Origin of the sequence: Pseudomonas sp. B21_DOA (assembly GCA_030544685.1) — a bacterium.
GTDB classification, from domain to species: Bacteria; Pseudomonadota; Gammaproteobacteria; order Pseudomonadales; family Pseudomonadaceae; genus Aquipseudomonas; species Aquipseudomonas fluorescens_AO.
Genome location: CP086683.1, coordinates 3,655,290 through 3,681,612, shown reverse-complemented (window position 1 = coordinate 3,681,612; position 26,323 = coordinate 3,655,290). Strand labels below are relative to the sequence as shown.

At 56.3% G+C, this 26,323-nt stretch carries 42 protein-coding genes and 4 pseudogenes; 26 read left to right on the top strand and 20 right to left on the bottom strand.

Annotation, left to right across the window (positions count from 1 at the left end; all coding sequences use genetic code 11):
* The first annotated feature begins 49 nt into the window (after window positions 1-49).
* Window positions 50-508, top strand: coding sequence for a hypothetical protein (locus tag LJU32_17065; GenBank protein ID WKV87431.1), 459 nt, complete (start codon window positions 50-52; stop codon window positions 506-508).
* Between the two features lie 48 nt (window positions 509-556).
* Here LJU32_17065 and lysC read toward each other — a convergent pair whose 3' ends face one another.
* The 4 genes from lysC to LJU32_17045 all read right to left on the bottom strand — a co-directional run bounded on the left by lysC (window position 557) and on the right by LJU32_17045 (window position 2,001).
* Window positions 557-790, bottom strand: a complete 234-nt coding sequence (lysC, locus tag LJU32_17060) for an Rz1-like lysis system protein LysC (GenBank protein WKV87430.1) — start codon at window positions 788-790, stop codon at window positions 557-559.
* Window positions 699-1,085, bottom strand: a complete 387-nt coding sequence (locus LJU32_17055; GenBank protein WKV87429.1) for a hypothetical protein — start codon at window positions 1,083-1,085, stop codon at window positions 699-701. Before LJU32_17055 ends, lysC begins: the two co-directional genes overlap by 92 nt.
* Window positions 1,082-1,396 (bottom strand): phage holin, lambda family, encoded by a 315-nt coding sequence (locus LJU32_17050; GenBank protein WKV87428.1) that lies wholly within the window; start codon window positions 1,394-1,396, stop codon window positions 1,082-1,084. Before LJU32_17050 ends, LJU32_17055 begins: the two co-directional genes overlap by 4 nt.
* A gap of 152 nt (window positions 1,397-1,548) precedes the next feature.
* A complete protein-coding gene (locus LJU32_17045) occupies window positions 1,549-2,001 on the bottom strand; it encodes a hypothetical protein (GenBank protein ID WKV87427.1) in 453 nt (150 codons plus the stop codon).
* Window positions 2,002-2,054: 53 nt separating this feature from the next.
* Here LJU32_17045 and LJU32_17040 point away from each other — a divergent pair, with 53 nt between their 5' ends.
* On the top strand, window positions 2,055-2,546 hold the full coding sequence (locus LJU32_17040; GenBank protein WKV87426.1) for a hypothetical protein: 492 nt from the start codon (window positions 2,055-2,057) through the stop codon (window positions 2,544-2,546).
* 139 nt (window positions 2,547-2,685) lie between these two features.
* Here the strand turns inward: LJU32_17040 and LJU32_17035 are convergent, their stop codons facing one another.
* From LJU32_17035 to LJU32_16990, 10 genes and pseudogenes are all read right to left on the bottom strand, one after another.
* Window positions 2,686-3,072 (bottom strand): hypothetical protein, encoded by a 387-nt coding sequence (locus LJU32_17035; protein ID WKV87425.1) that lies wholly within the window; start codon window positions 3,070-3,072, stop codon window positions 2,686-2,688.
* A gap of 171 nt (window positions 3,073-3,243) precedes the next feature.
* A pseudogene (locus tag LJU32_17030) lies at window positions 3,244-3,788 on the bottom strand (hypothetical protein).
* A complete protein-coding gene (locus tag LJU32_17025; protein WKV87424.1) occupies window positions 3,785-4,387 on the bottom strand; it encodes a recombination protein NinG in 603 nt (200 codons plus the stop codon). Before LJU32_17025 ends, LJU32_17030 begins: the two are co-directional and overlap by 4 nt.
* A complete protein-coding gene (locus LJU32_17020; protein WKV87423.1) occupies window positions 4,384-4,854 on the bottom strand; it encodes a hypothetical protein in 471 nt (156 codons plus the stop codon). The genes LJU32_17025 and LJU32_17020 overlap by 4 nt, the downstream gene beginning before the upstream one ends.
* On the bottom strand, window positions 4,851-5,282 hold the full coding sequence (locus LJU32_17015) for a hypothetical protein (protein ID WKV87422.1): 432 nt from the start codon (window positions 5,280-5,282) through the stop codon (window positions 4,851-4,853). Before LJU32_17015 ends, LJU32_17020 begins: the two co-directional genes overlap by 4 nt.
* Window positions 5,279-6,076, bottom strand: a complete 798-nt coding sequence (locus LJU32_17010) for a hypothetical protein (protein ID WKV87421.1) — start codon at window positions 6,074-6,076, stop codon at window positions 5,279-5,281. The genes LJU32_17015 and LJU32_17010 overlap by 4 nt, the downstream gene beginning before the upstream one ends.
* A pseudogene (locus LJU32_17005) lies at window positions 6,063-7,030 on the bottom strand (phage replication protein). Before LJU32_17005 ends, LJU32_17010 begins: the two are co-directional and overlap by 14 nt.
* 1 nt (window position 7,031) lies before the next feature.
* Complete coding sequence (locus tag LJU32_17000; GenBank protein WKV91131.1) at window positions 7,032-7,754, bottom strand: Rha family transcriptional regulator; 723 nt, start codon at window positions 7,752-7,754, stop codon at window positions 7,032-7,034.
* A 264-nt stretch (window positions 7,755-8,018) separates the two neighbouring features.
* On the bottom strand, window positions 8,019-8,597 hold the full coding sequence (locus LJU32_16995) for a hypothetical protein (protein ID WKV87420.1): 579 nt from the start codon (window positions 8,595-8,597) through the stop codon (window positions 8,019-8,021).
* Window positions 8,598-8,651: 54 nt separating this feature from the next.
* Window positions 8,652-8,865 (bottom strand): annotated as a pseudogene (locus tag LJU32_16990) (helix-turn-helix domain-containing protein).
* 87 nt (window positions 8,866-8,952) lie between these two features.
* Here LJU32_16990 and LJU32_16985 point away from each other — a divergent pair.
* From LJU32_16985 to LJU32_16910, 16 genes and pseudogenes are all read left to right on the top strand, one after another.
* Window positions 8,953-9,682 (top strand): annotated as a pseudogene (locus tag LJU32_16985) (helix-turn-helix transcriptional regulator).
* A gap of 478 nt (window positions 9,683-10,160) precedes the next feature.
* Entirely contained in the window at window positions 10,161-10,382 is a 222-nt protein-coding gene (locus LJU32_16980; GenBank protein ID WKV87419.1) for a hypothetical protein, read from the top strand.
* Window positions 10,383-10,539: 157 nt separating this feature from the next.
* Window positions 10,540-11,520: a P63C domain-containing protein gene (locus tag LJU32_16975; protein WKV87418.1), complete on the top strand. Its 981-nt coding sequence runs from the start codon at window positions 10,540-10,542 to the stop codon at window positions 11,518-11,520.
* A gap of 131 nt (window positions 11,521-11,651) precedes the next feature.
* Entirely contained in the window at window positions 11,652-12,068 is a 417-nt protein-coding gene (locus LJU32_16970) for a superinfection immunity protein (protein WKV87417.1), read from the top strand.
* Window positions 12,069-12,522: 454 nt separating this feature from the next.
* Window positions 12,523-12,765: a hypothetical protein gene (locus tag LJU32_16965; protein WKV87416.1), complete on the top strand. Its 243-nt coding sequence runs from the start codon at window positions 12,523-12,525 to the stop codon at window positions 12,763-12,765.
* A gap of 15 nt (window positions 12,766-12,780) precedes the next feature.
* Window positions 12,781-12,966, top strand: a complete 186-nt coding sequence (locus LJU32_16960) for a hypothetical protein (GenBank protein WKV87415.1) — start codon at window positions 12,781-12,783, stop codon at window positions 12,964-12,966.
* Between the two features lie 60 nt (window positions 12,967-13,026).
* A complete protein-coding gene (locus LJU32_16955) occupies window positions 13,027-13,299 on the top strand; it encodes a hypothetical protein (GenBank protein ID WKV87414.1) in 273 nt (90 codons plus the stop codon).
* Between the two features lie 576 nt (window positions 13,300-13,875).
* Window positions 13,876-14,127 carry a hypothetical protein gene (locus LJU32_16950; GenBank protein ID WKV87413.1) on the top strand — a complete coding sequence of 84 codons (252 nt, stop codon included), beginning with the start codon at window positions 13,876-13,878 and terminating at the stop codon, window positions 14,125-14,127.
* Window positions 14,108-14,341: a hypothetical protein gene (locus LJU32_16945; GenBank protein WKV87412.1), complete on the top strand. Its 234-nt coding sequence runs from the start codon at window positions 14,108-14,110 to the stop codon at window positions 14,339-14,341. The genes LJU32_16950 and LJU32_16945 overlap by 20 nt, the downstream gene beginning before the upstream one ends.
* Window positions 14,338-14,532: a hypothetical protein gene (locus LJU32_16940; protein ID WKV87411.1), complete on the top strand. Its 195-nt coding sequence runs from the start codon at window positions 14,338-14,340 to the stop codon at window positions 14,530-14,532. Before LJU32_16945 ends, LJU32_16940 begins: the two co-directional genes overlap by 4 nt.
* A gap of 472 nt (window positions 14,533-15,004) precedes the next feature.
* Window positions 15,005-15,952, top strand: coding sequence for a hypothetical protein (locus tag LJU32_16935; GenBank protein WKV87410.1), 948 nt, complete (start codon window positions 15,005-15,007; stop codon window positions 15,950-15,952).
* A gap of 54 nt (window positions 15,953-16,006) precedes the next feature.
* The gene (locus tag LJU32_16930; protein WKV87409.1) at window positions 16,007-16,987 is read left to right on the top strand and encodes a recombinase RecT; all 981 of its coding nucleotides are present in this window, start codon (window positions 16,007-16,009) and stop codon (window positions 16,985-16,987) included.
* Complete coding sequence (locus LJU32_16925) at window positions 16,984-17,652, top strand: YqaJ viral recombinase family protein (GenBank protein WKV87408.1); 669 nt, start codon at window positions 16,984-16,986, stop codon at window positions 17,650-17,652. The genes LJU32_16930 and LJU32_16925 overlap by 4 nt, the downstream gene beginning before the upstream one ends.
* A gap of 2 nt (window positions 17,653-17,654) precedes the next feature.
* Complete coding sequence (locus LJU32_16920) at window positions 17,655-17,897, top strand: hypothetical protein (protein ID WKV87407.1); 243 nt, start codon at window positions 17,655-17,657, stop codon at window positions 17,895-17,897.
* Window positions 17,898-17,981: 84 nt separating this feature from the next.
* A complete protein-coding gene (locus LJU32_16915; protein ID WKV87406.1) occupies window positions 17,982-18,359 on the top strand; it encodes a hypothetical protein in 378 nt (125 codons plus the stop codon).
* Window positions 18,360-18,434: 75 nt separating this feature from the next.
* Window positions 18,435-18,824: a hypothetical protein gene (locus tag LJU32_16910; GenBank protein ID WKV87405.1), complete on the top strand. Its 390-nt coding sequence runs from the start codon at window positions 18,435-18,437 to the stop codon at window positions 18,822-18,824.
* A gap of 7 nt (window positions 18,825-18,831) precedes the next feature.
* Here LJU32_16910 and LJU32_16905 read toward each other — a convergent pair whose 3' ends face one another.
* Both LJU32_16905 and LJU32_16900 read right to left on the bottom strand, forming a co-directional pair.
* Window positions 18,832-19,263: a hypothetical protein gene (locus LJU32_16905; protein ID WKV91130.1), complete on the bottom strand. Its 432-nt coding sequence runs from the start codon at window positions 19,261-19,263 to the stop codon at window positions 18,832-18,834.
* On the bottom strand, window positions 19,212-19,778 hold the full coding sequence (locus LJU32_16900) for a hypothetical protein (protein WKV87404.1): 567 nt from the start codon (window positions 19,776-19,778) through the stop codon (window positions 19,212-19,214). The genes LJU32_16905 and LJU32_16900 overlap by 52 nt, the downstream gene beginning before the upstream one ends.
* Before the next feature lie 95 nt (window positions 19,779-19,873).
* On the opposite strand from LJU32_16900, the gene LJU32_16895 reads away from it, so the two are divergent.
* Window positions 19,874-20,569, top strand: coding sequence for a hypothetical protein (locus LJU32_16895; protein ID WKV87403.1), 696 nt, complete (start codon window positions 19,874-19,876; stop codon window positions 20,567-20,569).
* Between the two features lie 179 nt (window positions 20,570-20,748).
* Here the strand turns inward: LJU32_16895 and LJU32_16890 are convergent, their stop codons facing one another.
* A complete protein-coding gene (locus tag LJU32_16890) occupies window positions 20,749-21,381 on the bottom strand; it encodes a hypothetical protein (GenBank protein WKV87402.1) in 633 nt (210 codons plus the stop codon).
* A gap of 44 nt (window positions 21,382-21,425) precedes the next feature.
* On the opposite strand from LJU32_16890, the gene LJU32_16885 reads away from it, so the two are divergent.
* Window positions 21,426-22,349, top strand: coding sequence for a DNA cytosine methyltransferase (locus LJU32_16885; protein ID WKV87401.1), 924 nt, complete (start codon window positions 21,426-21,428; stop codon window positions 22,347-22,349).
* A gap of 3 nt (window positions 22,350-22,352) precedes the next feature.
* Here the strand turns inward: LJU32_16885 and LJU32_16880 are convergent, their stop codons facing one another.
* Window positions 22,353-22,583 (bottom strand): hypothetical protein, encoded by a 231-nt coding sequence (locus tag LJU32_16880; protein WKV87400.1) that lies wholly within the window; start codon window positions 22,581-22,583, stop codon window positions 22,353-22,355.
* 138 nt (window positions 22,584-22,721) lie between these two features.
* Here LJU32_16880 and LJU32_16875 point away from each other — a divergent pair, with 138 nt between their 5' ends.
* A complete protein-coding gene (locus tag LJU32_16875) occupies window positions 22,722-23,315 on the top strand; it encodes a hypothetical protein (protein ID WKV87399.1) in 594 nt (197 codons plus the stop codon).
* Entirely contained in the window at window positions 23,312-23,488 is a 177-nt protein-coding gene (locus LJU32_16870) for a hypothetical protein (protein WKV87398.1), read from the top strand. Before LJU32_16875 ends, LJU32_16870 begins: the two co-directional genes overlap by 4 nt.
* A 107-nt stretch (window positions 23,489-23,595) precedes the next feature.
* On the opposite strand, the gene LJU32_16865 is transcribed toward LJU32_16870, so the two are convergent.
* Both LJU32_16865 and LJU32_16860 read right to left on the bottom strand, forming a co-directional pair.
* Entirely contained in the window at window positions 23,596-24,015 is a 420-nt protein-coding gene (locus LJU32_16865; protein ID WKV87397.1) for a hypothetical protein, read from the bottom strand.
* Entirely contained in the window at window positions 24,015-24,236 is a 222-nt protein-coding gene (locus LJU32_16860) for a hypothetical protein (protein ID WKV87396.1), read from the bottom strand. The genes LJU32_16865 and LJU32_16860 overlap by 1 nt, the downstream gene beginning before the upstream one ends.
* Window positions 24,237-24,448: 212 nt before the next feature.
* On the opposite strand from LJU32_16860, the gene LJU32_16855 reads away from it, so the two are divergent.
* Genes LJU32_16855 through LJU32_16840 form a run of 4 tightly spaced genes read left to right on the top strand, consistent with a single transcriptional unit; the run spans window position 24,449 to window position 26,322 of the window.
* A complete protein-coding gene (locus LJU32_16855; protein WKV87395.1) occupies window positions 24,449-25,321 on the top strand; it encodes a hypothetical protein in 873 nt (290 codons plus the stop codon).
* 49 nt (window positions 25,322-25,370) lie between these two features.
* Entirely contained in the window at window positions 25,371-25,829 is a 459-nt protein-coding gene (locus LJU32_16850) for a hypothetical protein (GenBank protein ID WKV87394.1), read from the top strand.
* Between the two features lie 51 nt (window positions 25,830-25,880).
* Window positions 25,881-26,072 (top strand): hypothetical protein, encoded by a 192-nt coding sequence (locus LJU32_16845; GenBank protein ID WKV87393.1) that lies wholly within the window; start codon window positions 25,881-25,883, stop codon window positions 26,070-26,072.
* Between the two features lie 43 nt (window positions 26,073-26,115).
* Complete coding sequence (locus LJU32_16840; GenBank protein ID WKV87392.1) at window positions 26,116-26,322, top strand: DUF4224 domain-containing protein; 207 nt, start codon at window positions 26,116-26,118, stop codon at window positions 26,320-26,322.
* Window position 26,323: the final 1 nt, after the last annotated feature.

Genomic DNA, 26,323 nt, shown 5'->3' with positions numbered 1-26,323 from the left:
GAATGCCGGTTATGAAGTGCTTTCATTGTCGACCTCAGAGGACAGAAAGGTGTCGGAATCCAATATCGAACGATTCGATCAGCTAACAGGGGTCGTCTTCTCCCGGCTTTACAACAGCTTCCCAATCACTCTTGACCTAAACGTGATGGAGTTCGACGAAATCTTAAGTCCAAACATGGCGATGGATCCGGCGAGCATCTATGCCGGAGGAGAAGTCTTTGATTTTTTTACTAACACAATCGAATGGCTCATAGAGGCGGGCTACATCGTTTCTCGGCAAGACTCTGCGTATGCCTACACATTTGAGAGATGCACACTCACTGCCAAAGCGCTCGAAATTCTGAAGGCAACACCCTCGAGCCTCGGCGGAGAAACACTTGGAGGAACGCTAGCAGCAGCTGTGAAAGACGGTGCGACATCGAAACTCAAAGACTTGGCCAGCGAAGTACTAAGCAAAGGCTATGGATTCGCTACCACAGCCGCAATCAATTGGGCAAACAGTCAGTAAGTGCTAGTGTCGCGACACAATTTGCACTCTCGCGAAACGTGTCGCGACCTACTTGCTCTGACTGCGCTTGATCTGCGCGTCCACCTGATCTGCACAGGTGTCGAGCAGGTTGATGGCTTGGTTCTTCAGCTCCCACAGCTGGCCGTTGTCGGCGAGGTCTTCATCCGCTACCCGCTCACAGGGTACCAGCTCAGGGGACTCGACTCTTACCGCCGCTGTCTTTGTTACCACCGCCGGCTTTCCCGCGCAGGCCGTCAGGCAGAGGCTGAGCAGCCCAATCACGAACAGGCTTGCTGTTGCGCTTGAGTTCTTCAAAGTTCTTCTCCGCCTTTCTGGCTTTGGCCTGGCTGGCCTGTAACCGCTTGTTCAAGTCTTTCTGGTAATCGGCGTTGCGCTGGGCTTCGGCGCGCAGGGTGGTGATCGTGGCTTGGCTTTCGAGGTTGGCATCGACCGCCTTCTTCTTCTCGCTGGCTTCGAATGCCACCTCCCCGCGAAGGGCGACGACGCGCGACTGCTGAATCCCAATGAGGAGCAGGCCGACCAGGGCGATGATGATTGCAGCAGCGAAGGCCTTCATGCGGCATCCGCCTTGCGACCGAGGAAGCGGGTCACCAGCTCGCGAATGGCTGTCACGCCGAGGAAGCCGATCGTGCCACCGGCAGCGACCGACAGGCTGGAAGGCCAGGCCATCCACTCGATAATGCTGGACGCGACCAAGCTCAGCGATCCACAGATCAGCGCCTCGAACACAATCCGGCGCTTACTGGTTTCCTTCGCGTCGTACATGACTCGAAGCAACGATACGGTGATGGACATGATCACGCCCTGCCAGAGCGGATTGCTCAACGCCAGCCAGATCTTGGCCCATGTGTCTGGCTTGTCAGGCATGTTTGGCATCCGGGTTGCCTCCCACTCGGGGAGATTGATAAATCCGGCGTCCGCTGCACTCCCAGCTCGGGGCAATGGGTGTGGGGAGCCGAAAACGAAAAAGCCCCGGCAAATGCCGAGGCTCATGAACTAAAAGTCAAATCAATAACGCACTAATTCTCTTGACGATTGGCTTTCCAGTAGTTAGTCACTTCAGTGTAGGCATCAATGAAAAAGCGGTCGCTGTCATCAAATTCCCTACCATTCTTCCGCGCCATTTCAAAAAAACCAGGCCCTGGAATCACAGAGCCATTTTTGTGAACCACCAGCGCGGTCAAAAAGCCTCTGCCTTGGTCGTACTCAGACGTCGATATCTCATCCAGTAGAGCGCTAAGCCGAGGATCATGCGCCTCAAGAGCGATCGGAAGCTGAGCAACCAAGTCCGAGTAAGCGATAAATGGGTTGGGTCGCCTCGCTTGCTTGATGAGGATTGCACGTGCAGTGTCGCGCGCTCGAATCCAATCTGATGCTGCAAAACCATGGATCAGGCCAACCATAGCGATTCCCTTCTGCTCAAAAAAATTGATGATGGCATTGCGCCTACAGAAAGTCATCTGCGCACGCATCGACGCGAATCAGACCGACTAGACTTTCTCGTCACCAACCCAAGGACAAGGGCATGAAAATAACAATATCGCTGGCACTACTTGCATCACTCGGACTATCAGTCGCGGCACAGGCCGCTGACTTCTCAAGCGCCGACATCTGCAAGGCCGCAATCTCGGTGGAGATGGGCCGACCTACGAAAACGATGAAAACAAAAAGCGCAGGATCAACCCCGGAAATTTCCTACCGTCGACCGGATGGGGACGCCTTCCGATATCGCTGCGAAGTGTCCGAGGATCGCGTTATATGGTCAGCGTTCATGGATGACACCGGAGAATGGGGAAGGTGGCGAACCAGATACTCCGAAGGTGACGCTTCAACAACGTATTCCATTTCGAATGGCGTATTGACGATAAGTAATGATCAGGCGGGCGATCAAACTTTCGAAAAGAAGGATTTTAAGGCCATGAATAGGCGCGCTCGTCTTTCCGAGCTGTCGGCCAAAAACAATCCCAGCGCCGATCTGTCTTGCGGCACCCTGAAAGCAAGTTTGAGGTCAGGGTGAGCGGGCTGCACGTGTTGACTCCGTACGTAGCACTATCCGGCTATCGACGCCCAGGCCTTCCCGAAGGCTGCCCTGGCTACAGGTAAATTCAAGGCAATAAAAACCCGGCACTTGGCCGGGTATCTTCGACTTGACTGTCTCAATCTGGTTTTTCTTCATAATCTTCAAGATCAAACCAGGCGTCCGAAGCCTTAACCACAATGATGTGTTCTTGGATATTCATCTGGTCCGATAGCTTCTTGTGCTTTTCAACCGCTTTCTTGGCTCGATCGAATACAACTTCAGCACGGGTTTTATCTGGTAGGCCAGATATGAAATACGTTGCATCGGGAAGCTGCTTCGTTTCCCCGCTTATACTTTTGATGGTCTGAGAAAACCCTTGCTCGGCCATGCGCTCATGGAAGTCATCGTATTTGCTTCCGTTCGAAAGCTGTACACGAGCTAAAAACGCAGCTTCTTCGTCCGGCAAAAAGGTAGTGTGAGGATCTTGAAGAATACTGATGAGGCGGCTTCTGAGGTGTCGCATCTTGACCATCCATAGTTAGGTGATGGCACCGTATATATGGTTAGCGCGATGAATTTCAAGAGCAAAAAACCCGGCACAGTGGCCGGGTTTGCTGTGTCAATCCGTTACGCGCAAGATCGACAGGATGGGTAAATGCTCTCTCACTTTCTCACTCATTGCAATGGTTTTTTGCTACGCAGCGCAACTTTCGATCAAGCCCTCCGCATCGAGCAGTTCCTGCGCCGCTGTGAGTGCCTCATTCACTTGGTCGTCCAGCGCCTTTCGGATCGAAGATCTCCACCGGTACCGGGTCGACTCCGGCTTGCCGTCGTTATCCCAGTTGGTGATGTCGTACCAGGCTGAAGGCAAGACTGCAGACGAGCGCTTACCGTCAGTGCCACCAACCTGCGGTATTGCCCAGGTCAGCACGGCACACTCACGAAACCGTTGCGGTGCCGGCGACTTCACAGAACTCAGCAGCTCGAGTATCGCGCTGTGCTTGCGCTCTTCGTGCGTCGAGTATTTCGCTACCAATGCACGCCAGTGCGCCGGCGTGAGCGACTTGTGCAGACGGCCGAACACCCAGCAGTCTTGGAGCCGCGCGGCTTCCTTGCCGACGATCTCCCCTTTCTGCTTGGCGCATTGCACCCTGGGCTCGAAGTCGCAGCCCCGGCGGAGCTGATTGTCTCCGCAGCCAGCGCGCGGACCACGGCGGAAATTACGTTGCGATAGGTCATGCTGCAGCCCTCTTCAGTTCTCGGGTCTTGGCCCGGTATTCGGCCTTGATGGTTTTGATTTCTTCGACGGTGTACTTGCGGGGCTCATGAGCCCCTTCGAGCCAAGCCACTGTTTCGGCGCCGATGCGCTGCACCAACCGGATGCGGTACTCGACCGCGTTACCGGACAGGTTGCGGTTGCACTTCACGCACTGGCGGTGGATGTTCAGCGGCTCGAAACGCAGCTCAGGACAGGCGCCGACAGATCGATAGTGGCCAGCGTCCCAGCGACTGCCGGTCATCAGGTCGTTGTCGTTCGGCATCGAGTCGCAGCTGATGCACGGCAGCTGCGCGTCACGCAGGCGGACGTACTCGTTCACGGCGGCCTGGGCTTCGCGCAGGTGATCCGCCCTGCTCTTCAGCTTCTCCTTGCGTACCTGGATCTCGCGGCGATCGCGCTGGGCGATAGCCTTGCGGGCTTTTTCCATGTGGCGCGGTGCATCAATCGCCGCGCAGGCCGGACTGCAAACCGCCTGCCCCATCCGCGACGGGACAAATGAGGCCCTGCAAGTAGCGACTCGGCATTTCTTCGGTTTGGGCTGCTTCCGTTCAATTGTCATGCGGCCTCCTGGCTCAGCAAATCATCGAAGTACACGCCCTGCGGTGCGAAGCGCGCGACGATGCGATCGGTGTAGGCAATGCCCTGGGAACGATTGAACAGACTGGTCACGGGGAAGCCATCCGGGCCGAACAAATGGCACTCGCCCATCATGTCCAGCTTCGTTTCGTATGGCAGATGACGCATCACCCGGTACCACTCAGCCTGAAACCCGGCATCCTCGTTCAGAAGGATCTGCACGCCGATGTGCAGCTTGCAGTAGCGCCGGGCTTCAGCCTCATCACCGATCTGGGTCATTTCCGCGATGCGCTTGTACATTGCGAACCACAGCCGGTTCTGGTCTAGCGTGCGGTCCTTGCCCGGGCGCAGCGATACCACGACGAACTTCTTGTCGCGGAACATGGCGCTGAGCCGTGTGATGGCTTCGGAGAGCTTGGCCTGGCAGTTAACGCTGATCTTGTCAGTCATGCCTGAGCCGCCTTGCCAATGGCCGCGTCAAGGATGGAGCGAGCTTCTTCAAGCCCGGCGTACTCGCTCCAGTATTCACGCTCCAGCGCGCCGTCGACGTCGGCGATGGCTTTGCGCAGCGCCTCGTTCTCGGCCTTGAACTGGTCGATCCGTGTGCGCAGCACATCCGCGCGATGGCGGCCAAGTTCGGACGCTTGCACGGTGGACTGCACCCAATCGGTTTTCTCGATCCACTCCGAAAATGCGTACTCGATTTGCCCAAGCCGGTTGTTCTCGGCCAGCAGCTCCAGCGCCACCTCCTCCACGGTCTTTTCCCCGAGGAAGTCCTGCAGAGCCTCGGTGTTGCGCTTCCAGTCTGCACAGTCGGCACGGTACGACGCGGCTTCTGCCCACAGCAGCTTCTGGAGTTTTTGTTTATCGATACTCATTGAGCCGCACTCCTTGCTTCCAATTGTTCGGCCTGCTGAATGAGCAGCGCCCGGCGATCCGCCAGCTCATTGGCTGCCTGAATTCGCATTTCTGTTTTTTCCTCGGCTGATGCTTGGCGCATGGAAAGCATCGAATCCTTCACCGCGGCGAGCCTCTCGCGTAGCTTTGGCGACGGCCTTGCAACCTCACCGGTGAGCAGCGCAACGACGGCCCGACCGTCTTCAGTGACCGGCACGACACTCAAGTCGGCCAGGTACTGCTGAGCGCGCTCCTGAGGGATTCGCTGCATCTGCACGGCCTTGGCGATCGCCTGTGTGCGGCGGTTGGCGTCGAAGCCGACCGACACATGCCAGTTCACTTCCTTGCTGTCCTCCCGGGCCTGCCCCACCAGACGCTCGTAAGCACTGTTGAATGCCATGCGCGCACCGACCTTGTCGCCGGCATCGAGGACAGGTTTCGCGGCTGCCAGCGCGAGCTGAATTTCGTCCGTCAGCACCACGGTTTCGAATTCATCGTTGGTGGTCATCGCGATCGCCCAGGCCTCGTCCTTTCCCGGCCGGCCGTCGGCAATCTGAACCCGCTGAAGAATGTCAGCCATTGCCAACTTGCCCTTCACCTCAAAGCGACAGGCCTTCAGAGCGGCCTTCACAACCGGTACTGGGTAGGCACAGAGATCTTCGGCCATGATCGCCGCGGTGCCTGGGTTCATTTCCTGACCCATGGCCTCAGCGGTGGCGCAGATCGCTGCAGCGAGCCCGGCAACCTGCTGGTCGTTCATTTCAAAGGTACTCATTGCGCTCCCTGCTTGGCGCTTGGCCAAGACCATTTGCGCGGCTTGCTCGGCAGCGCAGACGTTCGCTTCGGTGCGCTCCATCTGGCGCGCGGTTGTTCCGTTGATGCGCTGCCCCGTAACCCACTGGGTGTGGTAGCTCTCGGCGTTGGCCAGCAGCTCGTTGAGGCTGTGGCATTTGCGCAGAACGGCGGCATCGCTGGTTTTCAGGAAGTGGGCAGCGACGTGGTGAGCGACATCGGCGCCGAGGCGGTCGACCAGTTGGCCCAGCTGGCCACCGACCTTGGCGTTCCATACCGGCCAGGTGCTGTAGCGCTTGCGGTAGGCCATGGCGTAGTTCGCCCAGACCTTGAAGGTTTTGCAGGACTGGTCTTTGGGCCCGGCATGTCAGCGGGAATCTCGACCCGTGGCGCGTCGGTGCGATCAACCACCAGAACCAGATTGCGGGCCGGCTTGTCCGGGCTGCCTTGCAAGTCCTGACTGGTATCCTGATTGGTACCCTGATGATTGGTATCCTGATTTGTCGGAGATTTTTCCGACCCTTGTTCGGATTTTTCTCCGACCTTGCTCGGATTTTTTCCGAGGTAGATCGGATTTTTTCCGACCTTCGTTCTTTGGTGGGGTCGGATATTTTTCCGACCCATCCAGTTTCTGATTCCACTCGATCGCCTTCTCGGTCAGACGAAACAGGGTGATGTTCGAAGTGCTGGAAAGCTCAATCAGACCGGCCTCTTCCAGGGCCTTCAGCATGCGGTAAGCAGTGTCTGGCTTGTCAGTGAGCAGCGGCAGCTCCTCGATGATCTTGGCCTTGCTCAGCGCGAAGAAGATCCCGTCGTCAGTCTTGATTGGCTTGGTCCAGCTCGGGCAGCCGTAGACGAAGGCGAACAGCAGGGCCTGCTGAGAATTCAGCCCCCACTCCAACGCCTTCACCTGATTGATCGTGACGGTGAATTGCATATCAGGCCTTCCCGACCAGTTTGGCCAGTTCGAGGAAGCGATCGACGTACCAGTGAGGCTGCGTCTCGCGTGGGGATTGAGGGGTGGTCAAATTCTTGCCGTAGGTCATGCCCTTCTCGGTCACCGACCAGAACGGAACCATTTCCTGTTTGGAGTTCTTGCGCTGGAGTTTCTTCAGAAAGCCCTTGGTTTCCAGTGCGCGGTTGAACGCAGCGGGAGACACACGGATGCCGTTGTCTTTCAGCAAGGCCGTGGCTGACTTGGTGGGCATCGAGGATCCGCCGGTAGCATCTGGCGCGGCGTCGACGGCGTAGCCTGGGAGAAACTTCGGGTCAAGACCGTTGTTCTGGGCGATCTTCGTGAGCATGGCCATCTGGCAAGATGGCGCGGGCTTCAGCAGGCGCGTGAAGCACTCCATGATGGCGATCTCGCCGACGACCTTGGTGCCATTGAGCAGAACCTGCTCGCGGGCGCCCTGCTGCTGCTCCAGCTCCCACCAACGGCGAATCACCTTCATGCGCATCGGGGCGCTGTAGCCGGTGAGCAGGCAGTCGGTGTGTTCGCGGTCGAGCATGTATTCCACCTGCTCCCGGTTTTGACCGTCCAGATAGATGTGCTCAAAACTGAGTACATCTAATTTCAATTCTTTCAGCATCGCAGCGATGTCACGTTTCACGTTGGCGTGCCGCTTGCCGGTGACGTTAGCGATCTCGCGGGAGGACATCGTGGTACGCGACACGTTTTCAGAATTCGAAAAACTTCTCGCGACACTTTTGGGGGTATTGCTTGAATTGGGTTGGCTCTGCATAATCGGGCCTCTCTAGTTTACGAATCAGCCGACCTCGACCGTCGGCTTTTTTGTGCCTGGGCTTTCTGGGGCTGCTACTTGAGAGTGCGAACCCAAAGACCCCTTTTTGGTGGTGAACTCAGGATTTCCGCGCATGCGCGGAAAATCAGGCGATCTTCAGATTCGGTCGGTGTTTTGCGATCAGCGCTTCAGCCTTCCGGCCAAGCTCCCTGCCCGCGCTTCAACCTGACGGCATTGCTCGGCGAACGCCGGCAGGTGCGGAAGGTCCTCCTCGCACATCACCTGGTCGTCAAAGACTTCGCTGCCGGTATTAATCACGTCGCCCAGTGCGCGGATTAACGCACCGAAGCTTTTGTTGGCGCATTGGTCGCTTTGCATCTGGCGGGCGCCGATCAAGCCATGGCGGCCGGCCAGCTCGTTGATACAGTTGTCGCGGAACTCAGGTTCCAGAGCATTCACCCAGGCCTCTTCCAGCCATGACGGCATTTCCTGATCACCAGATAGCCAGCGCTGAACACGCTTGAGCCAGCGGCCGGTTGCCTTGACGAACTCGGCCACGTCGTTCTGTGTAGTCAGCGCCGCGAAGTCCGGGACCTCTTTGGCGGCGGCCTTTTCCGGGCACGACAGGTGCAGCTCGCGGCTCAGTGTCTGGGCGAAGTCGTCTTGGCTCAGGCTCGTGCGCGCGATCTGGTTTGCAGCATGGGCGACCAGCACCTGATCACGGGTTTGTACGGGGTGTCTGGAACTGGACGTTTGCATGGGGACTGCTCTCTTCTAATCTGGCTTCAACGGATTGGCGGACAGGGATGTCGCTTAGGCGGCCATCTCGGCCCAAGGAAACGACGGACACAGCTTTTCTTTTTGAAAGCACCTTCGGTCAGCGCCTCCGCTCGCTTGGCAATAACCGGAGACATGCCGTGCTTCCCCGAACCCAACCGGAAACGGTGCTTTGATCAACCTTGAGCTTTTCGGCGGTGGCCTCCTGGGTGCCGAAGTAGTCAACGAGGCCCTTGTAAATTGCGTTCATGATGCCCCTCCATACGGGAATGCCCATATAATAGGTTATGGGAATACCGATTTGCAAGGGTATGGGAGCGCCCGTAATACTTCGCGGATGGAATTCAAAGACCGACTCAAAACCGCCCGCCGCCACGCCAAGCTCAATCAGACTGAGCTTGCTGAGCGCGCTGGACTCACGCAAACCTCGATCTCCGATTTGGAGAGGGGAAATCGAAGGCTACCGCCTTCGCAGCTCAGATCGCCTCTGTATGTGGCGTGTCCCCGATGTGGCTGGCTGAAGGTGTCGGTGACATGCTCAAGGGTGTGCCTGATCATCAGGCTGAACGCATCCAGCCCAGCGTGAAACTTGGCACCATCGAAACTTGGGACGACGAAACCCCACTCGATGACGACGAGGTCTATGTCCCCTTCCTTCATGAAGTAGAGCTGGCGGCGGGATCTGGCAGGTTTGCGATTGAGGAAAACGCAAACTCGCGACTCCGCTTCAACAAGAAGGATCTGCGCCACAACGGCGTTCAGTTCAGCAACGCGAAGTGCGTGAAGGTCGGCGGAAACAGCATGATGCCTGTACTGCGCGACGGCGCCACTGTAGGCGTGAACGTGGGGAAAAACTCCTGAGCGATATCGTCGACGGCGAGATGTACGCCATAAACCACAATGGCCAGCTTCGCGTGAAGCAGGTCTACCGCATCCCGATCGGAATTCGCCTGCGTAGCTTCAACCGCGATGAGCATCCGGACGAGGACTACACGTTCCAGCAGATCCAAGAGCAGCAGATCTCGATTCTGGGGCATGTGTTCTGGTGGGCGATGTATTCCAGATAGGCTGAACTCCTCTATTAGAGCCGCTGCGACGTCGGGCGAGGAACTTTTATCAGCATTGCAAAGGAGGGCGATATGCCGGTTGTGGCCGTTTTGAATGATGAGTCAGATCTAGATCGGATTGTCAGCGTTTTGAAGGCTTATGGATGTGTGGTGGCTAACCATCACAATCGCCCTGGGGCTTCAATCCTCACAAGTTCACTTCGAATTGCGCTCGGTCCGAGATCTGATGAGGATGATCTGCAGTGTCACGAGCTTCCCTGCTGATCGACGGAGAGCCTTGGTGGACTAGCGTATTAGTCATGCCTCCGCGCTATGATTTCGACCATCATGAAACCACGGCGCTTGCAGCTCGAGCTCTGACGGCTTCAAACGAATCCGGCGAGGAAGGAATGTTTCTGTACCATGATTCTTAGCCGTAGTTACCAGGTCATACAGCGGGCGAGCTGACACACTGGATATAGCATTCGGAAGAACAGAGATGAGCAGATGGAAATATCTTAGCGTCTGGGGAAAGGTCTGGGCTTGTTTCTGCGTGGCTTTCCTCATACTGACAGCTAGCGAAACAGGCATTAGATGGATGGGTGGAGGCTCATCGGCTCGCAAGCGTGTTTTCAGTCCTGGCTTTATCGTGCCGGCCGTTTTCGCAGCTGTTGTAGAGCTGATGCTGCTCAATCACTTCTATGACGGACGAATGAGTTGAAGGCTGGAAGCGATGTGCGAGCCTTGTATGCTAACGTGAGGTTAACCATACAGGTAGATTTAAAAAGCGTCAGCTCGCAAGCATGGCGCTTTTTTATGCTTGCAATTCGCATATTTTTAGGAGCATCATGCAAGCATCACTATGAGAGGATGCTTGCATGTCCGAGAAGAATAAATCCAAAGCTGCAGGCGGGAATGCTCGGGCAGCTTCCCTACCCAAAACTGCCAGGAGCGCTATAGCCAAGAAAGCAGCGGCCGCACGCTGGGGATTAAAAGCTATTCATAAAGGTAATTTTTTGCAGCACTTTGGCGTTGACGCTGAATGCTACGTTTTGGGTGACGAAAATAAGACTGCAGTAATGACTCAGCGGGGAATAGCCGCCGCATTAGGGGCTAAGAATCCTGGGGGGAACGATTTCGAGCGGATGATGAGCAGGAAAAGTCTGGCACCTTACGTTGGTGCTGAACTGCTTCACAAAATCACTCATCCTGTTGAATTTAAATGGATTTACCCTGGTGCCAACCAGCTTGAAGTCACCATTCGCGGCTACAGCGCAGATGTGCTAATTGACGTATGCAACGCGATATTACAAGCGGACTCCGATAATAAGCTGTCCAAAACACAGGCTCATCTCGCAATACAAGCTCGTATCATCGTAAATGCCTCAGCTAAGAGTGGCATCACCAACCTAGTTTATGCACTTGCAGGCTATCAGCCGGAGGTCGACGAGATCATCCAGGCTTTCAAAGCATTTGTTCAGGATGAAGCCCGCAAGTACGAGCAGGAATTCCCAAATGAGCTTTATCTTGCATGGCATCGTTTGTACAAGATCCCTATTCCTGTTCGCGGCAAGCCTTGGAAATTGATGCACCTTACTCGACGACACATTTACTATCCTCTTGCGCAAAGTAGTGGAAGGATTTTGGATCTTCTCAGAGCCTTGCGTGACAAAGACCCTGGCAAGAAAAAACTATTCCAATTTTTAAACGAGATAGGAGCTCGTGCACTCAGAATGCACATGGGCCGAATTTTAGAAATGGCGGAATCATCATCGTCAGCTTCTGAGTACGAAGCGCGCTTCTCGACGAGATTCGGTGGCCAGCAAGAGATGGAGTTAATTCCGCAAGCGGAAGGCTAAGAACTCTTGACCTTAGCTAACCTTCAAGCCCGGCCCAGCGCCGGGCTTTTTCATGCCTGCCCTTCCCTCACGCCAATGGTGGCGCACAGTCACGAATGGTAAAGTCTGAGCTTAACTGATGGAGGGAACCAATGAAGATCGTAGGCCTGATTCTGCTCGGAATTGTTTGCCTGGTCAGCTACCTGATCGGGAGCGGCACCAACAGCTTTGCACTGGTCGCAAGTATCGTCTTCTTCCCTTGTGCGATCGCGCTGTACTTCTACCCTGCTATCTGCGCTGTCGGGGAACATCCCAAGGCCACGCCGATATTCGCGCTAAATCTTCTCGCTGGCTGGACCTTTATCGGCTGGGTCGCTGCTTTTATCTGGGCTTTGAGCAGGCCTACCCCCATAGAGTTCGCAAGGGCAAGTGATTTTCCGGAATCGACACAACGGGCACCTGAGCCCGTATCAGAAATGAAAGACTGCCCCTTCTGCGCGGAAACCATCAAGGCCGCCGCCAAGAAATGCCGCTATTGCGGTTCTGACTTGGAGCAGCAGACCGTTTAAGTAGCATCAACGTTACATGAAGCGTGCCAAGCGCAGGCTTTTTACGCGCAAAAATATGGGAGCAGAAACTTTTATGGGTATACCCATTGACACAAAATATGGGAGTGCCTATATTTCACTCATCGCAGCGACACACAGCCACTGCGAAGGGCCTCGACAGACCCGCCGCTCTTTAACAACCAGCGCCATGAACGACTACCCGGCCAGTCCGGTTAGGTCACTCCCGGCTACATCGGTGGGAGGTCAGTAAACCGATGAACAAAACCGCACTTGCCTCTACCGGCGACCGGCGATCCGACAGGCCCGAAAGCCTGCCCACGCGCAGCCCACTGCGACGGCGGACGAGGTGTTGACCGAACTGAGTGAATGACCTGGTAAGCGGGTGCGGAGAAAGACCAAAGATTTACTGATGCCGCTTCGATGAGGCGGCATTGGAAATCAACGGAGAAAGACGATGAGCAATTCAGCGTTCGAAGCAAGTGATGAGGTAGTCAACGAAGCCGCCGCTTCCTGCGCAAGGCTTCTGGAAAAGTGGTTCGGCGGCGTCGATGAAGCGATCGCAGCACTTGAGGCTGATCCTGCCGACATGGCAGACCTCGCGATGCGAAGCCACCTCAAACAGCGCCATGAAATGACGGTCAAGGCGCACATGAACATTCAGGCCTTCAGCCGGAAAGTTCTCGAACAGGTTGCATGAAACGAGGGCGTGACGATGAACAAAGTCATTCACATCACCGGGCGGGGTGAGCTGCAGGTGTTTGCCGACGAGAGCCTGGCCGCCTGCATACGAGAGGCGAACAGGCTCAACACTGAGCGCGGACTCACCAGCGGCGTGCGCGTCATTGAGTGCGAAGACGGCCATCGAATGACGGCGGCTGACTGCAAAGCTGCTGCGTGACGATTTCACTGGCTGGCCTTGGCGACAGGGCCAGACGGGAAATCAAACGGAGACAGCAGCATGCAAATCAACCAGCAAAAGACGGTGCAGGTCGACGTGACCGAGTTGCGCACCTGTATGAAGGTTCGTGATCAGGTATGCGTAACGCTTCACGACGCGCAGGGCGATGAGGTGGCCGCCTATACCGGCTATGTCCCGGATTTTTTCCCGGGCGAGCACTACGGCGACTACCTGATGTTGAACATCGATCTGGAGACAGGGCAGATCAAAAACTGGAAGAAGCCGGCCTCTGCCGACATCGAAAAGATGATCGAAGCCGGCGACGACGACTGAACAACCAGCGCCACGACAGCCTGTCGTTAACTGCCCGATCCTCTCTATGAGAGCGCATCGGGGTGTGATCTGAAGCTAAGCCTCGGGCAGCGGATGTGCCAACCGGTTGCCTATAGGGCCACCCTTCCGCCGAATGCCGGGTGAGCCCCGGCCAGATCACACCCCGATGCGGACGAAGCTGCGGCCTATAACCGCCCACCTGCATGCAGTAACACCAGAGACCGGCGAGCGCCCGCCAAGATGCCAACGGCGCGCATTGGAGGATGACCACCATGAAATAGACGAATGCTTCAACTTGGGTAGCGAAGAAAGCCTGCAGTATTCACTCGAGACTCCATGAACAGGCAGCGGACAGTAGGCCGTCGATGTCACCGCGCATCGGCCGAATGAGGTAGGCCACCCCAGCGCACGAAGACAACTTGACGCTGCAAACCCGGTCTGTCGCCAGCAGCGAGACCGGGCCACCCTCCCTCCGACCAATCCCGAATGCACTCCTCCGCGCCCAACGGCAACCAGCGGAGCGGATGAGTGCATCCGAGTTTTGTTGGATCAACACCCGCCACCACGGAGGCGACCATGGCAACCAGCTATGCAGACAGTGCGCAGGCCCGAGAGTGGGATAGGCGCTACGACGACTGGGGGCGCCCGAAAGCGCCGCAGGTTGAAGACTTCCACGACTACGAAGCCGTGGCGCAAAAACTCACACAGCGTCAGGCGCTGATGGCAGCTCAAGAGCTCGTCGACCGCAAGGCGCGGGCCAAGCGAGTCGCGGCAGCGGTGGTCGCCTACGGCGAATTCTGGGGCTCAAATGAACATCCAGCAGCGTGACCATCAAACAGCGGTGACCTGGATCGAAGGCGAGATCAGCAACATGATCCGCGACCTCGGCAAGCCCAACGCCAGCGCCGCCGCGACATCCTGCATCACCCTGGCCTTCATGCTTCGTGCCATCGACGACAGCGAGCACCGTCACTACCGCGCTCGCATCGACCAGATCTACGCCACCTACAACGCCACCGCCTCGCAAGGAGCTGCAGCATGACAACCCCTTTGGTGAAATCGCTGGTCGATGAGCAGTTCGACGATATCGAGCGCCGCATCGCGATCCTCGGCTTCGGCCTGCCCTTCAACGAAGTGATCGGTCGCAAGCGCGAGGATCTGGTCGACAGCCTCCCGCAGCGCCTGTCGGTGACAATGAAAGGCGGACGCATCGCGGTGAGGGCTCGGCCATGAATCTCTTGTACTGGTTTCTCGTTGTGATCTTGATTGCCGGTGCCGGCGCCTACGGCATCGTGAAAGACGGCTCGGGCACTTGCCAGGTTCCGCGCTCCACCACCTACCACGTATTCCGATGACCAGCCTTCAGCGCGCTCGGCGCACTCTGATTCGGCGCGGCTCGTTTCGAGTCCTCTCGATTTACACCTTCCTGATGCTGCTCAGCGCTCTCGCCGATCGCATCACTCAATAAACAACACCACCACAAGCTGCGCTCGGCGCGGCAAGGAACCGTCATGTCCGCAAAAGCCCAACAAGCACCTTTGCAAGAGTCCATCGAAATGACCGCTGGAGCGCCAAAAGTAGCTGTCACCGATATCGCCGAATATCGGCCGCATGAAGAACAAATCGTCCGCTTGGAAACGACCTACGCGAACCTCGTTGTCGACTGCTCTACAAGTGAGGGCTTGGCGAACGCGAGGAAGTTCGCGTGGATATTCGCGATGTCCGCTACGCCTTGGCCAATACCACGAAAACGGCGCTGATTCCCTATCAACAGGCGGTTAAAGACGCCCAGGCTCGCGTCAACCAAGTGAAGGAATTCGGTGAGGCGTTGAAGGATCGCGTACTAGCGATCGAAGCGCCTGTCGACGAAGCCATCAAGACCGAAGAAAAGCGCGCAGCTGACGCCAAGGCCGAACGCGAGCGCATCGAAGCTGAGCGCATCGAAGCCATCCGAGCAAAAATCACCCGATTCAGCTCAGTCGCCGCTGCATATGCAAGCCGTAGCGCTGCCGATGTTGCCAACGTGCTTCTGAGCGTCAAAGAGTCGGTAATCCTGCCAGACGAATACGCCGAGTTCGAAGCGGAAGCCACCATTGCCCGCGACAACGCTATTGATCAGCTTGAAGCACTGCAAAGGGCTGCTGTTGACCGCGAAGAGGCGGCAGCCAAGCTGCTGGCCCAACAAAAAGAGCTGGATGAACTGCGTGAGAAGCAACGCATCGCCGATGCGGAAGCAGAGGAGTTGCGCAAGCAGCGCGCCGAGGAAGATCGCCTGCGCTTGAAGAAGCAGCAGGATGAGCTCGACCAGCAGCGCCGCGATATGGAAGCGCAACAACGCCAGCAACGTGAGCAGCAAGAAGAACAGCAGCGCCAGCAGCGCGAACGCGATGCGCAGTATCAGCGTGACCAAGAAGAGTTGGCTCGCTTGCGCGCACTGGCTGCAGCACCCGCTTCGGCTGCAAACGTCATCACAGCACCCGCCGTTACCGACACAGCGCCGGCAGATGCAGTGCGAGTTGATCCGGTTCCAGTGGCTGACGAAGTTGCTGACTCGAACATGCCGAGCGCCGGCGAAGTGGTCGAGGTCGTGGCCATGGCCTTCTGCGTCACCAATGACGAGGCATCGGCCTGGCTGCGCGCCCTGTCGTTCTAAAAACCCTGAAATCAACCCGGAGGCCGGCCAAAGTCGTCGGCTATGGAGTTAGGAATGAACGCTCAAACCCAGATCGCTACTGTACCAATGGACACCAGCCCGACGGGCCTGATCCTCAATCGCGACAGCATGCAGTCGATGACTGAGCTCGCGGGCATCATGGCAGGCGGCAAAACCACCCTGCCGAAGCATTTTCACGGCAACACTGCCGACTGCATGGCAGTGATCATGCAGTCCATGCAATGGGGCATGAACCCCTTCCAGGTGGCGCAGAAGACATTCATCGTCAACGGCGGCCAGCTCAGCTATGAAGCACAGCTCGTCAACGCGGTGATTACCACGCGAGCGCCGACCCTTGATCGAATCCATTACGAGTGGTTTGGCGACTGGGACAAGATCATTGGCAACTTCCGTGAAATCGAAAGCAAAAAGCAAACGGATGATCACGGGCAGCCGAAGAAATACCGAGTCCCAAACTGGAATATCAACGACGAGAAGGGCCTCGGCGTCCGCGTTTGGGCGACGTTCGTTGGCGAAGACGCTCCCCGCGAATTGACCACCTTGATGACTCAGGCTCGAACCCGAAACTCCACGCTCTGGGCGGACGATCCGAAGCAGCAGATCGCATACCTGGCACTGAAAAAATGGGCACGCCTGTATTGCCCCGACGTGATTCTAGGCGTGTACACCCGTGACGAGCTGGACGACGGCTACGCGCTTCCGGAAACGGATGTTACACCACGATCTGCCAACGAAAAGCCAGCTGATGTGGGAGCTGCGTCGGTTCCTCAGGGCGACACAACTGACGCAACAACTGACCTTTTCGAGCAGCTGAAAAAGATCGCTCAAGAACAAGGAATTGATGGCTACGAAAAGGCCTGGAAGGCGTTGAAGCCGCAGCAGCGCGGCGCTATTGGCGTGACACGTCACGGTGAGCTGAAGTCGATTGCACAGACAATTGAGGCAGAGTTCACAACCCTCAACGAAAGCTCAAACGGAAATGCGAACGACGATGTGCAAGGCGGCGAGCAATGAACGCCTCAATAGACCTTCAGCGCACCGAGCAGTGGCATCAAGACCGCAGCGGGCGCCTAACGGCAAGCAGGTTCAAGGATGTGATTGCTTGGGGGGATCGCGACAAGCACGGGAAGCGCAAGCCGCTCGCGGCCCGCACCACTTACATGCGCGAGCTTGCCTTCGAGCGCTTGGCCAACCGATCGAAGCATTCGGTCAGCAGCAAGTCGATGGCGTGGGGTACCGAGGTTGAGCAGTCGAGTCACGACTATTACGAAATTCTGACCGGCAACACCGTCATCAAGTCGGGCTTGGTGGTTCACCCAAAATACGACTGGCTGGGCTGCTCGCCGGACGGTTTGATTGGCGAAGACGGCGGCATTGAGTCGAAGTGCCCTTTCAATGAGGCCGTCCACGTCCGTACCTGGCTCGAAGGAATGCCCGACGAACACAAGCCGCAGGTTCAGGGCTGCATGTTCGTCACGGGCCGGGAATGGTGGGATTTCCTGTCGTTCGATCCGCGACAAGATGAAGACTGCCGCCTGTACATCGAGACCATTAAGCGCGACGACGAGTACATCGCGATGCTTCATCAAGAGCTGGTCCAGTTCAACCTGGAGCTAGGCCGGATGGTTGACGAAGTAGCGGATAAAGCGCGGGCACAAGCGCATCGATTAGGAGCCTGAGCATGATCAGCCTCAACCTCAACGCAGTTCGCGCAAAACAGACTAAGTCGGATGAAATCGCCGCTGCGATGGCTGACTTCTGGACGCGGCCCGGCGCCAGCTTCAAAGAGCTGCCAACCGCCCGCATGAAGCCAAAGCCTCCGCGCTCTAACAAAATAGACCCTGAAACGGTCCTCAAGCGGCGCCCGAAGCCAATATCGGCCGCCGAACGGAAGGCGCTGCGCAAAATGGCGGACTCGCTATGAAGTCGAAACGCAAACCCAACAAACGGTTTCGCCCGGGCTGAGCGCAGTTGCCGGGCGCTGCTGCGCACCAACCTTGTCGCGGTCGTGAACATCGATCCCAGCGGCAGCCAGATCATGGCGAGCTGGAAGAGCTGCAAGCAGATCCGCAGTCTGGCGATCGCCAACGCGATATTCGATTTCTCGTATCGCTGGACGATCTACATCGCCGCCATGTGTCGCGACGAGCGCGGCGCCGAGTACATCAAGTCGGTGGAGATCTCGCCCGAGGGCATCTACAAGGTCGAGCGCCTGACAGATGCCATCGAGCATTACTACTTGGAGCTGCGCAACAGCGCGAACCCGAATCATCTGGTCGCCTCGGGCTGGATCGCCATTCCCGACGAGATATCGATGGACGAAGCCCAAGCCGCGAAGCTGTTCTACGCCGCCGGCGCCTGGCATCAGGTGAAGGTCGCAGCGTGAGACGTTTTCGCACCCAACAACGCAAACGACAGACCTGGTTGGACTTGCCGGCCAGCGGAATTGAAGAGGTAGTCCATGGCCGAGGAACAGGAACTGACGGCGGAAGAGCCGCAGCCGACAGCGGAAGCCATCAAGCAGCGCAGGAAGCGCGAGAAGGCAGCAGCAAAGGACGCTGCATTGGGCGTCGAGAAGTTTACGGTTGAGGTGGCCCGGGTGTTCAAGCCAGACCTCAAGCGGGTCATGGCAGCGCACGGCATCAACAACCAGCAGGAGGTTTACCAGCTGCTGCTGATGAACCTGATCGCCGCCGACTTCGAAACCCAGGCCAAGATGCTTCGCAGTGTCACGACACCATATGTAGTTACCGAAAAGGTGTCGCGACTGATCAGGGAGGCTGGCATGAAGTCGCTCGCCGACGATCCTCCAGAGCCTGACGACGAAATACACACCCCGCGCTATAGGTAACACCACCTCAAGCAAATAGTTGTTTTCTAAAGTAATCTTCAATTAGTTCATTTGATCCGTAAACAACCTCCTGCTTAGTCGGATCGCGAAGAACTTTAAATACAATCTCCCTGCAAATATCCTGCAACCCTTCGCTTATTGAAGGTGAGGCATCGATATCCGACTGTTTTATATGAGATCCGTGAGTTACTTGGGAGCGAATCGCATAGGCCTTCTTCATGAATTGGTATGTAGCTTCCATCTCCTCAGCTGAACCACCTAGAAAGTGAGCTACTCGCTCAGATAGCCTATGTGTTAGTTCGCCTGTGCTTGTTGAAAAAAGGCTTTCTAGAGCACTGCATATCTGAGCAATTTTCAGGGATGGATAACGAGTTTTTCGCGCTGACGTTATGAAGCTAAGGAAGCGGTCAAACCGCGTGCTTTTTTCGAAACTGGCGATTGGAAAATGGTAAAGCCCTTGTCATGGAGGTGACTTCTTAACTCTAAACTTACATCCCGCCACTGTTCAATTTGTGACGCGGTGAAAGTCGTAGACACTAAAGCTTCGCCATTCGCTTTAGATAGGGTTGAGTACAATCCGTTACTAGTCCAATAATCCTGGCCATCATTTTTCAAATTACAATGCGCTAGCTCACAGCCTATTGCATTATCTTGCACTAACCAAGAGTCCTCAATAATCATCGAAAGCCATATCAGCCATGTATAAAGCAAGGGCTCGCTGTGATCATACCCTTCCCATGCATCAACGTGCTCTGGCATACATACTACTAAGTGGTCAGCATTGAGCAAGTGATCATATTCAATATGCCCGGCAAAATACTTGAACTTGGAATCGAGAAGATTCCTGATTACTTTGCGATCGTTGACGATAGAGACTCCGGGCATCATTTCGTAGATCCCCGGCTCAGCATCTACATTAAGCCAACGTAAGGTAGAGATTATATTTACTTGCATTGCTTAAGCCCCCAGCTACCAATTTTTAATCAGCATATCACCTCATATCAACGTATCACGCCAGCCGGCGAGGCAATCGGCTGTCTGGAGCAATTATGAATCCCTACCTGATCACCGGCCCGGCCCAGATCGGCATCAGCGGTGGTCGCACCAGCGGGCACATGGTCTACAAGATCCTCGAAGCACACGGCGGCACCCTCCCGCCTGATGTGCACCTATTCTTCCAGAACACCGGCAAAGAGCGCGAGGAAACGCTGATCTTCATCGACCAGATTGCGAAGCGCTGGAACGTGAACATCGTCTGGATGGAATGGTGCCGCAAGTACGGCCAGCCGGATGACGCGCCCTGGTACAGGCTGGTGGACTTCGAAACTGCCAGCCGCAACGGCGAGCCTTTCACGATGATGCTCGAGTATTACGCCGCATACCGGAAGGCCGAAAAGAACCTGCCTCCGGTGCTGCCGAACTTCTCGAACAACATGTGCACCGCGTATCTGAAGGTGAAGATCGGCGAGAAACACATGCGCGCCCTAGGATACACCGAGTGGGATTGCGTTGTCGGCATTCGCTACGACGAGCCGAAGCGGTATCACCGAATGATGGCTGCCAATGATCGCGGCGGCACCCGCTGGGACAACGTGTGCCCGTCCTACACCGCCGGCGTCACCAAGGAGGATGTCGGTGCGTTCTGGACGGCGCAGCCATTCGATCTGGGAATGGACTCTGACTTCGGCAACTGCGACCTCTGCTGGAAAAAACGAAGGCAAGCTGATCAAGACCATCATGGATGACCCATCCCGGGTGATCTGGTGGTCAGGCACTGAAGAGCGATTCCGGCAGGTCTTTCGACAGGATCGAGCCGATTACAAGACGATGGGCTGGTCTGCAGAGCAACGATCCCGTCAGACCGATTTCAATTTTGACTATATCGCCGAAGATATAGATTGTTTTTGCGGGGACTGAAGCTCCATCAAAAGTCCCACGGTTCAGTCTGGATATAGAGAATGTTGTCCTGAGTTTCATCACTGAAGCGCTCAAGGCGTTCCATAGCTTCCACTTCATCGTCTCCATATGCCTTCCAATCTTCAAGTCGAGCACAAAGTGACAATGCAAACTGAGCAGCTACTTGCATGTCCATGAGCACACTTATGTGATTGGCATCAAGCTCATTGATATCGATATTCTTCAGAGCCTCAAGATGGCTAGGCCACTTCAAGGGGTATCCGCTTTTAATGTAAGGCTCGAATGCCTCTGAAGGATCCGAACCATAATTTGCCTCCTGAACAACCCTTTTCAGCCGTCGTATGTCATCTAAATGCTTCCCAGCTAAGAGCAACATAATCGATTTGAATCTGTTTTTCCGTTTCAGCTCCGCTGCCGCTACGCTTTCTCGCTGTAGTGTCGCCTGACGATTGCTAATAGCAAAAGCACCCAAGATCGCAGCTATAGATCCAAATGCCTGGACCCAACTGGCAACATCAGAATTTTTAAGATCGTAGATTCTGACCAACAGCCAGCCCATGTAAAACAACGCAAGACACCACACAACGTTCTGCACCGAGCACCATGGTTTAAACAAACTTTTCCCGTAGTCGTTGAGCATATCCCCCCTTTTTGACCGCAAATAATACGCGGCGAGGTATCCCCATGCCCACTGCAATCGATTTATTCGCCGGTCTTGGCGGATGGTCCACTGGTGCCCGCAATGCCGGCATCGAAGTTATCTGGGCGGCCAACCACTGGCCGGTCGCCGTCGAGTGGCACAGCGCCAATCACCCGGACGCCATCCACATCTGCCAAGACCTGCATCAGGCCGATTGGTCGAAGGTCCCAGCTCACGACATCATGCTCGCGTCACCGTGCTGCCAGGGGCATTCGAAAGCCCGGGGCAAAAAGTCAGGCAATGCACAGCACGACGCATCCCGCTCGACAGCATGGGCGGTTGTGTCCGCCGCCGAGTACCACAAGCCCGAAGTTGTGCTGGTTGAGAATGTCGAAGAGTTCACGGACTGGGCACTGTATCCAGCCTGGTCGCAGGCCATGGCAGCGTTGGGCTACATGATCGCGCCGCACGTAGTCGACTGCGCTGATCTCGGCGTGCCACAGCACCGCGTGCGTCTGTTCCTGGTCTGCACACGCAGCAAGTCGCCGCTGATGCTCGAACTGCACCGGCGACAGCACGTTCCCGCCGCCAGCTTCCTGCAGTTCGACGCTGGGCGCTGGTCACCAATCGATAAGCCAGGGCGCGCGCAGGCCACTTTGGACCGGGTGCGCAACGGCCGAGAGCGATTCGGTGATCAGTTCATCATGCCCTACTACGGCAAGGGCTCAGGGCTGACCGGTCGTGATATCAACCGACCGATCGGCACCATTACTACGCTGGATCGCTGGGCGCTGGTTCGCGGCGATGAAATGCGGATGCTTTCGGCCAACGAAGCGCTGGCCGCCATGTCGTTCCCCGCTGATACCCTACGTCCCGACAACCACCGGCTGACCATGCACATGGCTGGCAACGCTGTTCCGCCGCTCGCCGGTCAGCGAATCATCGAAGCGCTGAAAGCAGCCGCCTGACAATCACTCGATATTTGCCACATAGGTCGTAATGTTGGGAACGATCCCTTTAGCTGCATCCCGCTGAACAAACGTGCGCATGAGATCTATATCGAGTTTGCGGTTGAAACGCTCTAGTTGATCAACCACTGTTCCGCTTATCCGGTAATGCCCGCAGCCGGCGCACACTCTTTCTTGATAGTCCCCGATCGAAGGGACAGTCCTTGCCGCACCACCACAGATAAAGCAGCTCATAAGTTTCTCCATTGACTGAACGCTGAACTGTAGCTGATCCCTCGCCACCCTCCACCGCCCGGGCATGCCCCGGCATAGGTATCCGTCATCCCCACAGAAAACAAACCGGCCGAGCCGCTGAAGGTTGAGCGCTCGACTGTGACCAAGCTGGTGATCACCGGCGCGCCGCGTCTCGACGCTATTACCGTGTTCCTCGAGGACTTCGGCCGCCGCGACTGCCCCACTGAATCCGACCCGAGCTATCAGACCGCCCAGGGCAAAATCACGGTCAATTGCTGGGACCACAGCTGGAGCGCCTACTGGGGCGGCATGGGTCCGCGCACGGTGGCCGAGTTCGTGGCCGACTGTGATTGGCACTACGTCCTGAACTGCCTCGATCGCGGTATCAGCAGTACGCGGTTCAGCGGGAACGCCCTTCACACCTTCGCGAAAAAGTGCATCGTCCAGCGGCGCCGGCAACAGACCGGCCGACATGACTGGGAGCTGGATGAGCTGAGCAAGGATGAGGCGCGTGAGCTCTGGCACGACATCGACGCTCTGCGAAGCGTCGAGTCGCCAAGCGAATGCTGGCATCACGACAGGCTGCTGACTGAACTGTTTGGTGATGAGTGGCACTACCCGGTTGGCGACAAGGCGGTCGAGGAGAATCACGAATTCAACTATCTGCGCCGGGTGGTGGAATCGGTACAGGGCGCGTTGCGCCAAGAACAACCGCAGCAGGAGGCAGCATGAAGCGCATCTACCTCAGCGGTCCCATGAGCAACATTCTGGACCTGAACTTCCTGCTGCTCCTCTCCATGACCGCTAGCTTCGAGCCGGCGGCCACCCCGTTACAAACCCCGCCGAGATCAACTCCGACGGCGGCAACTGGAGCGACTTCATGCGCCTCGACATCGCCACCTTGATGGCCTGCAACGAAAGCGATCTACAATTCCGCAGATATTACACTCTTTATCTGACCCCCAGATAGTAGACGGGTCAACGACGCTAAATGTTGTCATGTCATTGTCAACTACAAGTATCTTTCCACCGCCAGCTGAAACCAGAATAAATTTTTTTCGCCCTCTACCTTATAAACGTAGCTCGTGACCTTAGAATCTTTGTTGCGCAAGAGCTGAGCAGACGAATCTCCATTAATCAACGGAATAACCACTACAATGCAGATAAGATAGCTACTACCAGACAGCAGTCCAAGAAGTCTGTAATACGGAGTGCCACCACTTTGGTCATGAACGGCAACAGATATATTTATCGCACAAACCAATGTAATCAAGGCAAAAGCCCACGTAGTGCCAAGATATGACATGGCTTCCTGCCGACCGAAACCCATAATAAGTACAAGCCCAATTACCACCACTAACGTTCCTAAAATAAAACTAGCAATCCTTAAAGACAACTGAGACAACCAACCCAGATTGGCGATAAGCAGCACTAAAACCATACCAAAAACAAAAAAGCAGCATACCAAATACCACCAACTACAAACTCGGTGGCACCGTAAAACCCTAAGAACCAACTAGCCCCTAATGAGTTCAGATAGCCCTTTAGGGAAAAGTATCCAGCACAAAAAGAGACGCCAACCAGAACAACAGAACAAGCGGCTACCTTGCCAAGATTCTCCAAGAAAATTGACCATTCATTATTCCCTGCCATACAAAACTCCAAAAAGTGGTTTCTGGCATTATCCACCATCCAATTCAAACGATGAAGCTCTCTAGAAGCTGTCGACTCCAGCTCGTTAACTAATAAAAGCTGGCGCCCTGATGCTTGCCGAGTTCAAGCGCATCGACCGCATCGTATTCACCAGCACCCCGCAGTATCTCCCTCCCCTTCAAAGTCAGCCGCTATAGCGGCAAGGAACCGGCATGCCCAGGAAAAACCACCTCATAGTCGACTCCGGCTGCACGCAGGACAACGAGCGCTGGTCGCTATCGGCCTGCGGCCTGAATGAAGAATCCGAAGTCGAGTGGGACGGTACCCACAACCGCGATCTTGTCAGTTGCAAGCGATGCCAGGCGAAAATGGCCAAGCCCCGCCCGGCGCCGGAACCCTTCCACAAAGAGCGCCCCATCCTTTTCAACGGAGCGATGGTTCGCTCGATCTTGTCCGGGCAGAAGACGGTCACGCGAAGGCTAGTCAAAGGCAACCAGATCCCGAGCCGCAGCAAATCTGACTCACTGGAACATCAGTGGATCGCAGTGGTTCAAGACCATCCGCGCTGGGGGTTCGCTGCATTCGGTGCGACTGAGGAGGAATGCGCCGCTCAGCTGGCCATGTACGGGGGATGCCCGTATGGCCGGCAAGGCGATCGCCTTTGGGTTCGCGAGACCTGGTACTGCGATCACAGCGAGGTCATGCGCGGCCCCTACCTCAAACCGGACGACTTGGATGTCAGCGAGGCGCGCGACGACGGCACGCTGGTGTACGCCGCCGACGGGCTTACCCCATATGAAGCCGATCAGCCAGTCTGGAAGCCAAGCATCCACATGCCGCGCTGGGCCAGCCGCATCCTGCTGGAGATCACTGACGTGCGCGTCGAGCGGTTGCAGGACATCAGCCGCGCCGATATCCGGGCGGAAGGCCTGCAGTGTCCGCCGGAGCTGGCAAGCGATGATGTTTCGCCGAATTACCGAGACTGGTACCCGGAGGCGTGGAAGGAGTTGTGGAACTCCACCGGCGGCGACTGGGACGCAAACCCGTGGGTCTGGGTCGTCGAGTTCAAGCGGGTGACGCCATGATCGCCCTCGCCTGGTGCGCCTACGTGTACTGCTACAAGGGGCCGCGGTGATGAGTGAGGCCCCGATTGAGCCGCAGGATTACATTTACGGCGTGAAGGTCGTTCAGATCGAAGACCTGCGCGTAGCCAGAGGATTAACACGGCGCCCAGCTTCCTCCTGCCGACACAAACAATTGGTTTATGACCAAGGAGAGCGGCGCGTCTGGTGCCAAGACTGTGAAGTAGAGGTTGAGGCTTTCGACGCCTTTGTTGGAATAGTCGAGGTTTTCAGCGCCGGCATGACCAAGCTGAATACTCGGCGCCGTGAGCTGGCAGAAGCTGAACAGTTCCAGATCCGTAGCCGCGCCGCAAAGGTGATGGACGAAGCCTGGCGCAGCACGAAGATGGCGCCGCTCTGCCCTCACTGCAATGCCGCAATCCTCCCCGAGGACGTTGCCGGCGGCGTGGCGAAAACATCCAAAGCTTTGGTTGCCGCTGCACGCAAACGCCAGCACACCACCAAGCCCTAACCCCTCCCCCAACTCAAAAGCCTGCCGGTGTACGGCGGGCGAGGAATCCTCATGGCTTTCATTATCCCCACAGCACTCAAGTGCCCGAAGTGCGGCTACACCGGGCACGCTCAGCTTCAGACCACTCAGGCCAGTTATTGCCCTCAGTGTTTCGATGAGTTTCTTCAAAAGAACGTGCCGCGCCTGGTGGTAGATCCCGACGGCAAACCTTTCGATCCGAACAGTCAGGTAGTGAACCTGTAGCCCACACCACCTTCTGCGCGCCACGCGCGGCATGGAGCATCACATGACCATTCAGTTTCTATCGCACGAGGAGGTTTGCGAGCTCACCGGCGCGCGAACCAAGGCAGGTCAGATCCTCAACCTGAAAAAGAACGGCGTCCGCCATACGATTAAAGTGAACGGCTGGCCGAGCGTCACCGCGATGGCGGTCACCGCCGTCGGCGCATTTGAATCAGAAAAGCCCGTATGGAAATCACGTAAGGCCAGCTGAC